At 72.3% G+C, this 12,918-nt stretch carries 9 protein-coding genes; 4 read left to right on the top strand and 5 right to left on the bottom strand.

Features of this window, described 5'->3' with window-relative positions; translation table 11 throughout:
• Position 1 precedes the first annotated feature (1 nt).
• The 3 genes from BX283_RS36285 to BX283_RS36275 all read left to right on the top strand — a co-directional run bounded on the left by BX283_RS36285 (position 2) and on the right by BX283_RS36275 (position 5,460).
• Entirely contained in the window at positions 2-1,849 is a 1,848-nt protein-coding gene (locus BX283_RS36285; protein WP_101391631.1) for a non-ribosomal peptide synthetase, read from the top strand.
• Positions 1,839-4,778 carry a condensation domain-containing protein gene (locus BX283_RS36280; protein ID WP_101391630.1) on the top strand — a complete coding sequence of 980 codons (2,940 nt, stop codon included), beginning with the start codon at positions 1,839-1,841 and terminating at the stop codon, positions 4,776-4,778. Before BX283_RS36285 ends, BX283_RS36280 begins: the two co-directional genes overlap by 11 nt.
• Before the next feature lie 124 nt (positions 4,779-4,902).
• Positions 4,903-5,460 carry a pyridoxamine 5'-phosphate oxidase family protein gene (locus BX283_RS36275; RefSeq protein ID WP_101391629.1) on the top strand — a complete coding sequence of 186 codons (558 nt, stop codon included), beginning with the start codon at positions 4,903-4,905 and terminating at the stop codon, positions 5,458-5,460.
• Between the two features lie 59 nt (positions 5,461-5,519).
• Here BX283_RS36275 and BX283_RS36270 read toward each other — a convergent pair whose 3' ends face one another.
• The 4 genes from BX283_RS36270 to BX283_RS36255 all read right to left on the bottom strand — a co-directional run bounded on the left by BX283_RS36270 (position 5,520) and on the right by BX283_RS36255 (position 10,261).
• Entirely contained in the window at positions 5,520-7,496 is a 1,977-nt protein-coding gene (locus tag BX283_RS36270; protein ID WP_101391628.1) for a hypothetical protein, read from the bottom strand.
• An 18-nt stretch (positions 7,497-7,514) separates the two neighbouring features.
• The gene (locus tag BX283_RS36265) at positions 7,515-8,096 is read right to left on the bottom strand and encodes a DUF1772 domain-containing protein (RefSeq protein ID WP_101392798.1); all 582 of its coding nucleotides are present in this window, start codon (positions 8,094-8,096) and stop codon (positions 7,515-7,517) included.
• 163 nt (positions 8,097-8,259) lie between these two features.
• Positions 8,260-9,489: an enoyl-[acyl-carrier-protein] reductase FabV gene (fabV, locus tag BX283_RS36260; RefSeq protein ID WP_101391627.1), complete on the bottom strand. Its 1,230-nt coding sequence runs from the start codon at positions 9,487-9,489 to the stop codon at positions 8,260-8,262.
• 223 nt (positions 9,490-9,712) lie between these two features.
• Entirely contained in the window at positions 9,713-10,261 is a 549-nt protein-coding gene (locus tag BX283_RS36255) for a DUF1062 domain-containing protein (RefSeq protein ID WP_101391626.1), read from the bottom strand.
• A 247-nt stretch (positions 10,262-10,508) separates the two neighbouring features.
• On the opposite strand from BX283_RS36255, the gene BX283_RS36250 reads away from it, so the two are divergent.
• Positions 10,509-11,741 carry a phospholipase D-like domain-containing protein gene (locus tag BX283_RS36250; RefSeq protein WP_101391625.1) on the top strand — a complete coding sequence of 411 codons (1,233 nt, stop codon included), beginning with the start codon at positions 10,509-10,511 and terminating at the stop codon, positions 11,739-11,741.
• 95 nt (positions 11,742-11,836) lie between these two features.
• On the opposite strand, the gene BX283_RS36245 is transcribed toward BX283_RS36250, so the two are convergent.
• Positions 11,837-12,916: a hypothetical protein gene (locus BX283_RS36245; RefSeq protein WP_101391624.1), complete on the bottom strand. Its 1,080-nt coding sequence runs from the start codon at positions 12,914-12,916 to the stop codon at positions 11,837-11,839.
• Positions 12,917-12,918: the final 2 nt, after the last annotated feature.

Below are 12,918 nucleotides of genomic sequence, written 5' to 3'. Positions count from 1 at the left end.
CATGACACCGACCACGCCTCAGCCCGGCTTCCCCGCCACCCCGCACGCCGAACCCCCGGCCCACCCGACGGCGCTGCCGGACCTCGTGGCCCGGCACGCCGAACGCACCCCCGACGCCCTGGCCGTCGTCGACGGCGACACCACCCTCACGTACCACCAGCTCGACCAGGCCGGCCGCGCCCTCGCCGCCCGGCTGCGCGAGCACCAGGTAGCGCCCGGCGACCGGGTGGGACTGCTGACCGCCCGCTCCGCCCGCACGGTCGTCGCGCAGCTCGCGCTGTGGGGGGCGGGAGCGGTGTGCGTACCGCTCGACCCCGCGCAGCCCCGGCCCCGTACCGAGGCGATGATCGCCGACGCGGGCATCACCCTCACCGTCGGCGACGCCAAGCTGCTGGACGCGGCCGCGCTCATCGGTCCCGTCCTGGCCCTGCCCGAAGAGCCGCTGGCCGACGCTCCGCCGATGGATGGCGCCGCCCCGGACAGCCCGGCCTTCATCATGTTCACCTCCGGCTCCACCGGCCGCCCCAAGGGCGTCACCATCGCGCACCGGGCCATCGCCGAACTGGTCACCGCGCCGGACTACCTCACCGTCACCGCCCGCGACCGCGTACTGTTCCACTCCCCGATGACCTTCGACGCCTCGACGTTCGAGGTGTGGGTCGCACTCGCCAACGGCGCGGCGGTCGTCGTGTGCACCGTGCCCCGGCCCTCCCTGGAGGACCTGGCCCGCCACGTCGAACGCCACGGTGTGACGGTGGCGTTCTTCACCACGGCGCTCTTCCACCAGCTCGCCGCCCGCCGCTCACGCGTCTTCGCCCAGCTCCGCTCGGTCATCGTGGGCGGCGAGGCCATGGCCGCCAGCCACGCCCGCGACGTGCTGACCGCCTTCCCCTGGCTGGAGCTGGTCAACGGCTACGGGCCCACCGAGACCACCACCTTCGCCACCGCCCACACCGTCGCCGCGCACGACTGCGAGGGACCGCTGCCGATCGGCCGCCCCATCGCCGGGGCCACCGTCCACGTCCTGGACGCCGACGGCAACCCGGTCCCCGACGGCGACCGGGGCGAACTGTGGGTCGGCGGCACCCGGCTCGCCCACGGCTACACGGGCCGGCCCCAGCTGACCGCCGAGCGGTTCGTCGACCACCCCACCGCCGGACGCCTGTACCGCACGGGCGACATCGTCTCCGCCCGCCACGACGGCGTCCTGGACTTCCACGGCCGCAACGACGACCAGGTCAAGGTCCGCGGGTTCCGCATCGAACCCGCCGAGGTCGAACACGTACTGCGCCAGCAGCCGGACGTGGACGACACCGCCGTGACCGTCGACGGCGCGGGCACGCCCGAGGCGCGCCTGGTGGCGTACGTCGTCGCCGCGCCCGGACCGGTGCCCGCCGCCTCGGCGCTGCGCGAGCGGCTCACCGCCGTCCTGCCCGCCCATCTGGTGCCCGACGCCCTCACCCTGGTGGAGCGTCTGCCCCTGACCCCGTCCGGCAAGGTCGACCGGCGCGCGCTGACCGACCGCGCCCGGGCCGCCGCCCAGGACGCGACCGCCGCGCCCGCCCCGGCGATGAGCCCGCTGGAGCAGGCCGTCGCCGAGGTGTGGAGCCGGGCGCTGGGCAGCGAGGTCACTCACGGCAACGCCGACTTCCTGGCCCTGGGCGGCCACTCCCTCCTCGCCCTCGCCGTCACCGACGACCTGCGCGAGGAACTCGGCGTCGAGCTCGCCCTCGCCGACTTCCTCGCCACCCCGACCGTGGCCGCCCAGGCCTCCCTCATCGAACGTGCCCTGCTGGCCGCCCACAGCGACCTCCACCCCCAGACCCCGGAGCACAGCGATGCCCACTGACGCCGACTCCACGGCGCGAGCCGAACAGCAGCGGCTCCAGCAGGAACTGCTGCGCCGGGCCCGCACCTCCGCCGCCCGGCGCGCCCCGGCCGCCCCGGACACCGACGCGAGGCGCGATACCGCCCAGCCGGGCCGCGTACCCCTGTCCCGGGCCCAGCGCCGCATGTGGCTGATGGAACGGCTCGGCGGCGCGGGCGACTCGTACCACGTGCCCTTCGCCACGCGGGTGCGCGGCCCGTTCGACCCGGCCGCGCTCGCCACCGCCCTGACCTCACTGGTGGCCCGGCACACGATCCTGCGCACCTGCTACGCCGACCAGGACGGCGAGCCCTTCCAGGAAGTGATCCCGGCCCCGCACACCGTGGCCGTGCCCGTCGTCGACACCGCCGCGGCAGACGCCCCGGCACTGCTGCGGGAGGAGGCGGCCCGGCCGTTCGACCTCGCGGCAGGCGAGGCGGTACGCGCCCGCGTCCTGCGCCACGGGGCGCAGGACCACACCGTATTGCTGACGTTCCATCACATCGCTGTCGACGGCGGCTCGCTGGACACCCTGGCCGACGAGCTCGCGGCGCTGTACACCGCGGCCGTCGACGGCTCCGGCGGCCCCGTCCTCGCAGCACCGCCGCAGTACGCCGACTACGCGCGCCGCGAGCACGACGACATCCCCCGCCTCCAGCCGGAACTGGACCGCTGGAGCGGTCTGCTGGCCGATGCCGCTCCGCCCCGCCTTCCCCTGCCCGGGGTGGCCGCGCCCGGCACCACCGACCCGTCGGCAGCCGTGCACACCGTGCCGTTGCCACCCGCGCTGCCCCACGGCCTGCGGGCGCTGGGCGCCGAGCAGCGCGCCACGCTCTTCGCGGTGTCGCTCACCGCTGCCTTCGCCGCGCTGCACCGCCTCACCGGCGACGACGACCTCGTCATCGGCGTGGCGGGCACCCACCGCAGCGGCACCGCCATGCGCGGCCTGGTCGGCCTCTGCGTCAATACCCTGCCCGTGCGCGTCGACGCCTCCGGCGACCCGTCGTTCACCGAGCTGCTGCGCCGCGTACGCGACGCGCTCCTGGAGGCCCAGCGCCACCGGCACCTCCCCTTCGACCTCGTCCTGGAACGCCTCGGCGCCACGGCGCGCGGCGCCGACGGCACCGCGCTGGTCCGCGTCACCTCCGACGTGCTGGGGGAGCCCACGGTGCTCCGACTGCCCGGCACCTCGGCCGAGTACGTCGACGTGCCCACCGGCGGCGCGAAGTTCGCCCTGTCGTACGGCCTCGACCTCGGCGACGCCGAACAGCCCACGGCGCTGGTCCAGTTCGACCCGAACGCGCTGGACGACGCGGCGGCGCGGGCGACCGTACGGGACTACGCCGCCCTGCTCGACGCGGCGGCGGCCGGCCCGGAGCTCGCGCTGAGCAAGCTGCCCGACCTCAGCACACCGCACGTCCCCGCCCCGGATGGTCACGCGGACCCGTCCGCCACCGGAGACAGCACCCCGAACGCCGCCGATCACCCGGCGGCCCGTGCCCTGCGCGCCCACCCGCAGGTCGCCGACGCCCTCGTCGTCCGGCCCGCCCAGGGGCCGACCGTCGCCTACGCCGTCCTCAACGACAGCGTCGGCCCGTCCGGCAACGAACTGCTCGGCCTGCTGCGCCGCTCGCTCGCACCCGAGTCCGTGCCCGCCGCGGTCACCCTGCTGGACGCGCTGCCCGAGACGCCCGGTGGGCTGCCCGGATCGCCCGCACCCAGCGACCCCTCCCCTCCACGGGCCGGAGCCGTCACCGAGGCCTTCGCCTCGCTGCTCGGCCTCACGCCGTCGCCCGACGACGACTTCTTCGCCCTCGGCGGGCACTCCCTCATCGCCGTACAGCTCGCCGAACGCCTGCGCACCCGGCTCGGCCTGCCGCTCACGGGACTCGATGTGCTCCAGGCCCGTACACCCCGGGCGCTCACCACGCTCCTCGACGAGCGGGCGGCCCAGCGGGCCGCCGCCAAGGCCACCAGCGAGCCCGCCCGGTCCCGGACCGTCCGCCCCGGCACGGTGCTGGTCACCGGCGCGACCGGCGGCGTCGGCGCGTTCATCGTGCGGGAACTGGCCGCCCGGGGCCGCCCCGTGCTGGCGCTGGCCCGGCCGGAGTCCGCCCACCTGATCGCCGCCGAGGGCGTCGACGTCATCGCGGGCGACCTCACCGACCTGGCGGGACTGCGCGCCGCCGTCGGGGAAGCGGACGCGGTCATCCACGCCGCCTGCACCTTCACCCGGCCCGAAGTGGACCTGGCTGCCATGGAGGCGATGGTCGACGCCTGGAGCCGCGGGCCGTTCGTCTTCGTCAGCAGCGTCGACGCCTACGGCCACCCCGACGCGGACCGGGTCCTGGAGGAGTCGCCGCCCTGCGAGCCCGTCAGCCCGTACGGCAGGGCCAAGATCGACTGCGAGGAGATGGTGCTGCGCGCGGCGGGCACCGGCGGACGCGGCGGGGCGAGTGCCGTGCGCTCCCCGATCGTGTGGGGCGCGCACGAGCGGCTGCGCGAGCAACTGCGCTGGGGCGCCCTCGGCACGCTCTATCAGGCCGCCCGCCGGGGCGAACCGATCGAGCTGCCCCGTCCCGGCACCGGCGGACACCCTTGGTACGGAGCCGCCTGGGTCCACGCGGCCGCCCTGGCCCGCGCGGTGACCGAGTGCCTGGACCGACCCGTCCACGGCGTCGCCAACGCCGTGAGCGGCCATGTGTCCTGGCAGGACCTCGCCCACGACCTCACGGACCTGCTCGGCACCCGAGGCGAGGTCCGCGAGACCGAGGCCGTACCGCGAGATCTCGACCACCGCTGGCACTACGACAGCCGCCGCCTGGCCCGTCCGCTCCGGCCGGAACCGGGCGAGGACCGGAGGACCGTACTGGCCGAGATGATCGACGGCATGACGGGCGACAACGCTTGACGAACCGTCAGGCTCCGGAGCCTCTCAGGGCCGATCGGGCTCCGTGAGTGCTCCGGAAGCTCACCCGTGGCGATGACTTCGATACGGGCAGCCGGTCGTTAAGGGGAAGAGGAAGGAGTTCCCCATGCCCACACACGACCCTGCCAAAGGGCCCACTACCGAACTCGACGCCCGGTACAGCTCCGCGCTCAATCCCCGGCCGGGGGCCGCGGCCGTCACCGCCACCGAATGGGCCCAGGCCCTGCGGCACATGGAGGCCGCCGAGATCTTCTGGGTGTCCACGGTACGGCCCGACGGCCGGCTGCACGTCACTCCCGTGCTCGCCGCCTGGCACGACGGGAGGCTGTACTTCTCCACCGGCGCGGGCGAGCAGAAGGCGCGCAACCTCGCGCACGACGCCCACTGCGCGCTGACCACCGGAGGGAACTCCCTCACCCAAGGTCTCGACCTCGTGGTCGAGGGCAGGGCGGAGCAACTGGCCGATCCTGCGGTGATGCAGGAGGTCATCGCGGCGTACGAGGCGAAATACGGGGCGCACATCACCTCGCCCGAGGGCCCCTTCCACGGGCTCGGGGACGCGTTCCGCAAAGGCGACGCCGTCGTGTTCGCGGTGGCTCCGGCCACCGCGTACGGCTTCGGGCGGGACGACGGGACGTACACCCATACCCGGTGGACGTTCTGAGCGTCAGGACCGTCGTACGCCGTCGATGACCGACCGGCCACGTAAAGGCGGCGTGACCGTCATCGGGAGCGCGACTGCCAAGCTCGCGCGAAGAGTTCGGGCAGCGGTCCGGTCAGCGGCACCGAGCGGACCTTGCCCGCGATCAGCCGGGCGCCGAGCAGTTCGGCCTTCCAGGTCTCCATCGGGTGGAACGGCTTGTCCGCGGCGGCCCAGGCGCCGGGCAGGAACACACCGCGCCCGGCCCGGGGCCGCCGGTCGACGACCGCCAGGGACGTCTCGACGAGTTCGGCCGTGACCGCCTTGTGGTGGGCGGGCGTCCACCGGTTCCAGCGGCGGACTCGGCGGTCGGTGGGTGCGGGCAGCGCGAGCAGCTGCAAGTACAGCGCCGCCGCATCCGTGCCGAGGCCCGTCTTGGCAGTGACCTCGTCGACGACGTCGGGGGCGGAGAGGCGGGGATCGGTCTCGTAGCCCCCGGGCGGCAGGGCCTGGGAGGTGATCCGTTCCAGGACGCGTTCGCATTCGGGGCCCCGCAGCCATCGCACGCGGGCGAGGTTGGACCCTTCGCTGTCGACGACGGCCTCCAGCCGTTGCGAGCGCTCGTCCGCCGCGTACTTGCCGGGCCGGAAGTAGATGCCCGGGGCGCCCCGCTCGCCGCGCCGGTCGAATCCCGCCTCGGCCACGACGACCAGTCCGTCGTCGAGCGTGGGGTGGTCCAGCGGCTCGACGGCGTCCAGATACGCTTCCGCGCCGGGAAAGACGGGCAGCAGCTCCGCCACGGTCCGGCCGCGCAGGCTGTTGCCGTGGGCGTCCAGCAGCAACCGCGGGTGCGCCAGCCGCTCCCGCAGCAGCGCGACCACCCGCGGAACACCCTCGCGTACGGGATCTCCCGCGGGCAGCTCGGCATAGATCCAGTCGATGGCCGCGCAGGCCACCTTGAGGCGCTCCTTGAGACGGAACCCCTCCTCGCCTTCCCAGCCGCGGCCGATGACGCTGCTCGCGCGCAGCCGGGTGTCGGGGTCGCGCGTGAGCACCGGATCGCTCGCGGGATCGGCGAACAGCGTGCAGACCGCGGCCGGGGCCATGAGAACGGTGTCGTGCTCGGCCGCCACGGCGAGCGTCGTTTCCGGGATCGCGGGGCGTACGCCCTGCTGCGCGCGCCAGGCCTCGGCGATGCGCTCGGCGAGCGCCGCCTGCCCGCCCGGCCGCCACAGCTGCTCCGGGTCGTCGGGCAGTACGGCGGCGAACAGATCGAGACGCGCGGGCACCCGCAGAGGCATCAACTCGCGTTCCCCGGCGTCGGCTTCGGACTGCTTGAGGCCCATGACCTTGCGCGCCTCGGTGTCCAGGCCTCGATACCCGTACGACACATCGGGAATCCCGGCGAGCAGCAGTGCGGCCGCGGCGTGGCTGAGCCCGGTCGCCTGGGCGAGCGGCGTGGCCGCCGCGCGGTCCCAGGGGGCCGGGCCGTGCTCTCGTACGAGAGCGGCGAGCCGACGCAGCCGTGCCGGAGTCTCCCAGCTGACCGAGGGCACGGGCTCGCTCGCGACGATCCGCCCGGGGGCGGGTGCGTCGGCCTGCCCCGTGCGCAGTTCGACGAAGTGCCGCCCCTTCTCACCCGTGCTGAGTCCGTGCAGCACCAGCAGGGCGCCATCGCTGTCACGGGCGGCGTGCACGCTGTCCTCGGCGAGCTCGATGGTCCCCGTACGCATCCGGCGCCGCACGTCCGGGTCGGCGAAGGGGGTCTCGGCCCAGACCTCCAGCATGCTCAGCAGGACTTCCCGCAGCTCGGACCGGACGTGGAAGGCACTGGCCCGCAGCGCCACGGCACCGATGCGGCCGATGAACCGGGACCAGCCCCACCCCTTGTACTGCGCCGGGACGCCCTCGCCGCGACCGCTCAAGTAGTCCCCGGCGTCGGCGAATCCGGCGAGCGTACCGGCCCGCCAGTATCCGCCTCCCTCGACGAACCCGCTGAGAGCGGGGGCGATCAGGTCGTTGTCGTGGGGCGGCGTGTGACGTATCCAGGCATCAGACATGCGCTCCATCCTGCCCGATCATGAAGCGGCACCCGTCGCTGTGGCGCGGCCGTGCAGGAGGAGGGCGCGCACGATGCCGCCCAGTGCGGTGAGGCAGAGGAGGGTGCGGAAGATGTTGGCGGTCTCCCAGGTTCCCTTGAAGTCCTCGATCACCGAGTAGTCGGTGGCGGGGCCCGGGTGGCCCAGGTCGGCGAGCTTGTTGTTGAGCGGGATGTTGATCCCCATGGTGAGCGCCAGTACGGCGGTGTAGCAGAGTGCCGCGGCCAGGAGCCACCGGCCCAGCGCCCGTTGCCCCTTGCGGAAGGCGCGGAACGCGGCCCAGGCGGTGACCGCCAGCGCGCCGAGGAAGACCGGCACGAAGAGGCCGCTGCCGTCGATGACGGAGTTGAAGTTCTGCATGGCCGTGGCGTACGTACGGTCGTCCGTCTTCGCCAGGCCCGGCATCACGGAGACGTCGAAGGCGAAGAAGACACCGGCCATCAGGCCCATCGCCAGAGCGGCGGCGCCCAGCAGCACCCCCGTCAGCCGGTCCCGCGCCGGCTGACCGGCGGGCACGGCGGCGGGCGGAAAAGCAGTGCGGGACGTCTGTTCGTGACTCATGAAGCCCTCCGGGTGCTGTGACGGTCCTGACCGGCCGTGTCCGGCGCGATCCTCGATGGCAGCCACCGGTGCGGGGACCTTCTCGGTGGAGAAGGCGTCCGCCGCACCCGGTGACGAGTTCATCTCATCGCGAGAGCACCGTGCGCGACCATGGCGCAGGCGCTCAGTCGCATACGCGAGTGTCCAACGTGCTGGTGGCGGGCCAGGGGATGTCGGTTTCGACGGGGGCGGTGTAGTCGACGCCGGGGACGGAGAAGCCGTAGAGGCGGTGGACTTCGTCGCTGAACCAGTCGAGGTCGGCGAGTTCGGTGACGGTGTCGGTGGTGGCGGTGGACCAGCGTGCGGCGACGGCGTCCTGTACGGCGGGGGCGAGTTCCCAGGTGTCCAGGCGGACCCGGCCCTCGTCGTCGAGGTCGAGGGGCCGGGCGCCCGTCAGTTGGTCCCACAGCTCCACCAACTGCCCGACCGGGTTCACCATGGCCTCGCCGAGGACGCCGCGCAGCAGCCCGGTGTACAGGGCGATGCCGGGGATGGCGGTGGAGGACTGGGTGACGGCGGCGGCGTTGACGGAGGTCACGGCCCGGCCGCCCAAGGTCTTGCCGAGCCGCTCGTCCAACGTGCGTGCGGTGGCTTCGAGATGTGCCTTCGCGGCGCCGATGGTGCCCTGCCGGTAGATCGCCGCGGTGAGCGGCGAGCCGATGTAGGACAGGGCGGCGGTGGTGAAGCCGTCGGCGAGCAGGGACCGGTCGGCCAGGAACGAGATCCACCGTTCCCAGTCGGCACCGCCCATCACCGCGACGGTCTGCTCGATGTCGTCGCCCTCGGCCGGAGCGGTGGTGACCTCCTTGACCTCCGGGGCGCCGTGCTCGTCGAAGACGAGGGTCTTGGTGGTGTACGGCGAGCCGACCGGCCTGAGGACCGAGGCGTATACGTCGCCGGTGTCCGGGTCGGTGCGGCGGGGCGCGGCCACCGAGTAGATCAGGAAGTCGAGCCGTCCCCCGAACCGCTCGGTGAGGAGGTCGGCGACCTGCTCCTTCATCGCGTCGCCGAACGCGTCGCCGTTGAGGAAGACCATGTCCCGCCCGTGCTGCTGGGCGAGCCGGGCGGTGGCGGCGGTGCGGTACCAGCCCGCCGTGCCGGTGCGCCGCCCGGGCGCCTTCTCGAAGCACACGCCGATGCCGCGGATACCGACACGGGCCAGGCCCGCGATGGTGGCGGCCAGGCCGTACCCGGCGGACGAGCCGATGACCAGAGCCACCGGCCCTTCCCCCTCGGCGGCGACCGGGGCGGGGACCGCCTGCCACATCTCGTCCACCAGCTGTCGGCAGCCGTCGGGGTGGGAGTCGAGAAACAGGAAGCCCCGGTTCTTGGGCGCGATGACGCGTTCGCTCACGGTGTGGTGTCCCAGGTGTAGTCACGGACAAGGACGCGGCGGCCGCCTCGACCACCCCGTCCCGCAAGTCTGCGGCCGTACGGAGGAACATGGTGATCTTGGCCGGTACAACGGTACCGACCCGGACTTGGAGGGTTTCCACCAACGGCTCTCCCGGGCCTGTCCGGCGGGTCTTGCCGGACAGGCCGCGGTTCCTGAGGGGGCTCAGCGGACCGAGCAGGGCTCAGCGTTTGAGCGTGAAGGTGAAGTCGCCGGAGAGCTTGCCGCTCAGCCGGACTGCCGCGACGAGCTTCCCCTCCGCGATCAGTCGCTCGACCGCGGCCCGCGAAAGCCCGCAACCCTCAGAGATCAGCCGCACCGGCCGCACGGGAATGCGCGCCGCGAAGCGGACCGAGACGTCCATCACCTCGCGGTCCAGGTGATCCGATCCGCCGGTGTCCAGGCGCCAGGCGTTGTCCCAGTCGAGGGCGATGCGGTTGCGGCGCCGTACGACTGGATCCTGGAGCACCTCGGCAGCCAGACCGGGGTCGTTGTCGTGCATCCGGTCCAGCAGCTCAGGCCGTACGGAGCGCACGTTCATCCGCTCCAGGACCGTGAGCTTCGTGGTGTCCCCGCAAGCGGTGCAGAGCGCGAGGAGCCAGGCGTCGATGACCTTGTGGTTGGCGTTGACGCGGAATTTGCCGCTCGTCCGGAAGCGCTCGGACGCGCAGGCGTGGCAACGGCGGAGAACGAGCGGCAGGCAGGTGGGTATGACAACCCAGGTGTTGAGCACAGAAGTACACCGGTTTCAGTGAGAAGTCCGCAGCAAGAAGCAGCGCGGCGCGGATACGCGACGCGCGACAGATCAGCTCTTGGGAGGTCTCACACGGTGTACAACGGGACGTCCTTGCCTAGACGACTTGGTTCTGGAGCACGGTAAGGGCGGGCGGCGGCGCTGTTCCACTGGTTTTCCGCCAGCCCCGGAGATCTCCACGCGCGGCTAAGATGCGCGAGGATTTCGGGATCTCAGAGGGGGAGACATGAAGCTCATCCGTATACCCGGCCGACTGCGTACCGCCATCGGCGCGTTCGCCGTCGCCACGGGGGTCCTCACCGGGATGCTCGTCGGGCCCGTGGACACCGCGAGCGCCGCCACGGTCACCACGGGCCCGGTCTTCAACGATCCGACCGGTGACAGCACCGCGCAGCAGGCGATCCGCAGCCAGGTCAGGTCCGTCGTCGCCAACGCCGACAGCGGAACCTCGCTGCGGCTGGCCATGTACCACCTGTGGGACGAGACGGTTGCCAACGAACTGGTCGCCGCGAAGGCGGACCGCGGCGTCGGCGTCAAGGTGGTCCTGGACGCGAGCACCCTCGACTACCCGAAGTCGTACGACATCCTGCGGGCCGCTCTCGGCACGGACACCGCGCAGAGCTCGTACGTGAAGCTCTGCGCCACCGGCAGCTCCTGTCTGGGCCCGGCGGGGACCGGCATCAACCACAACAAGTTCCTGCTGGCCGGCAGTGTCGGCGGCGGCGCCCAGAAGAACGTCGTCGTGCAGCTCACCTCGAACCTGACGCCGTCCAACTACACGCGCTACTGGAACAGTTCGGTCACCGTCGCGGGCAATGCCGAGCTGTACGGCGGCTACCTGTCCTACTTCGACAAGCTGCCCGCGCAGAACCGCGGCGCCTGGTCGTACACGTACGGGAACGCCGGTGACTACAAGTACTACTTCTTCCCGCGCGCGGGCACCGACGCGACCACCGACACCGTCGTGAACGCGCTGGACAACATCACCTGCCGCTGGACCGACACCGCCGGCTCGCACCGTACGACCGTCCACGCGGCCATGCTGAAGATCAGCCGCCAGGACGTGGCCGACAAGCTGCGCGCGCTCGCCGGGGCGGGGTGTCTGGTGGACCTCGTCTACAGCGAGACCGACACGGGAACGTGGAACGCCCTGCACGGTGTCTCCGGCATCACCAACCGCTGCTACCAGCAAGACGACGACGCCGACAGCACCACCCCGAACCGCATCGTGCACTCCAAGAACGTCATGGTGGACGGCATGTACGCGGGCAGCGTCCAGAAGCTCATGTGGACCGGCAGCCACAACTGGAGCGGTCCGGCGCTGCGCAACAACGACGAGGCGATGCTGCGTATCACCACGCCGTCCGTCTACAGCGCGTTCGAGGCCAACTTCCAGGCGGCCCGTGCCGCGGCCGTCCCCGGCACCAACGACAACGTCACCGCCTGCAAGAGCGAGTAGCCCCCCCCGACGAGCGCCACCGGCACAGACCAAGCAGCCCACGGCCTGTGCCGGACGTCCGGCGCCATGACGGTCAAGACCACCAAGGTCAAGGGTCATTGGAACAAGTGGCCAAGCTCCTTCACCCATTGGTCGAGCTGTTGGCGGACCGCGCCGACATCGGTGGACGCGCTCTTCAGCAGCGTGCTGGCGCACGGGCCCGTGGCGCTCTGTCCCGGGTACGGCCCGGTGGCGTCGATGGGGTTCGGGGGGTGTGCGACGGCGGCGGACAGCGTGGCGACGAAGACCGTGGCGACCTCACGTGCCGCCCCCTTCATGTGCTGGCAGGCCTTGTCCGCGGCCGGACCGAGGAGTTCGCCCGACGGCACCCATCTGGTCGCCGCGTACCACACCGCGAACTCGTAGAGTTTGTCGGTGAGTTTGTCGATCAGGGCGGCCTGGTTGCCGATCCCCGCCGAGGACACCGTGCCACCGAGCGCGCTGGCGAACCGGGCCGCGCGCTGGGCCCATTCGGCCTTGCCGCCCAACGGGAGGTAGCCGGCGAGCACGTCCGCGACGCCTTTGCCCGGAGGGTACTGCGGGGGCCCGCCGGGCGTCGTGCCGCAGCCGACCAGGTATCCGGCCGCGTCGCCCTCCAGGTTGTCCATCACCCTGTAGTCCGACGTGCGGTTGTGGAAGATGACCTCCACACCCGTCGGCCGCAGGATCCGGCGCTTGGCGAGGTTCGCGGCGCCACCCCCGAGATCACCCAGCCACGTCACGATCTCCAGACCGGTTCCGCCCTGTCCCGGAAAGTCAAGCGTCCGCAGGATCCGGCTCGAACGTACCTCCAGTCCGATCAGCATGTGCCCGATGTCGATGCCGCGCCCCCGGTCGCGGATGCTCTGGCTGGCCTGGAGGTCGGCCATCATGGTGGTCCCGGCGAAGGCCGGCCGGGGATCGGCGGGCATCAACCCTCCGGTGTACGTCAGGAACCCGATGTTGCGGATGCGCGCGCCGCCCTGGCTGCGGGCGGATTCCACCTTGAAGTCGAGACTCCACTCCGTGCCGTAATAGACGCTCCGCAGCGTACTGACGCGTTCCGCGGGAGACGTCTGACCGGCCTTTTTGATCAGCAGGTTCTCCGCGGCCCGGATCAGTGCGACAACCGCGCCGAACGAGGTGGCCTTCGCCATGC

Origin of the sequence: Streptomyces sp. TLI_146, from assembly GCF_002846415.1 — a bacterium.
Taxonomy (GTDB): domain Bacteria; phylum Actinomycetota; class Actinomycetes; order Streptomycetales; family Streptomycetaceae; genus Streptomyces.
Note: the sequence above shows the minus strand (reverse complement) of the source record. Positions and strands in the feature narration are given on the sequence as shown.

Bases quoted from the DNA above. Each gene is read 5' to 3' on its own strand.
- BX283_RS36285 (WP_101391631.1), top strand. From the start codon at position 2: ATGACACCGACCACGCCTCAGCCCGGCTTCCCCGCCACCCCGCACGCC.
- BX283_RS36280 (WP_101391630.1), top strand. From the start codon at position 1,839: ATGCCCACTGACGCCGACTCCACGGCGCGAGCCGAACAGCAGCGGCTC.
- BX283_RS36275 (WP_101391629.1), top strand. From the start codon at position 4,903: ATGCCCACACACGACCCTGCCAAAGGGCCCACTACCGAACTCGACGCC.
- BX283_RS36270 (WP_101391628.1), bottom strand. From the start codon at position 7,496: ATGTCTGATGCCTGGATACGTCACACGCCGCCCCACGACAACGACCTG.
- BX283_RS36265 (WP_101392798.1), bottom strand. From the start codon at position 8,096: ATGAGTCACGAACAGACGTCCCGCACTGCTTTTCCGCCCGCCGCCGTG.
- BX283_RS36250 (WP_101391625.1), top strand. From the start codon at position 10,509: ATGAAGCTCATCCGTATACCCGGCCGACTGCGTACCGCCATCGGCGCG.
- BX283_RS36245 (WP_101391624.1), bottom strand. From the start codon at position 12,916: ATGGCGAAGGCCACCTCGTTCGGCGCGGTTGTCGCACTGATCCGGGCC.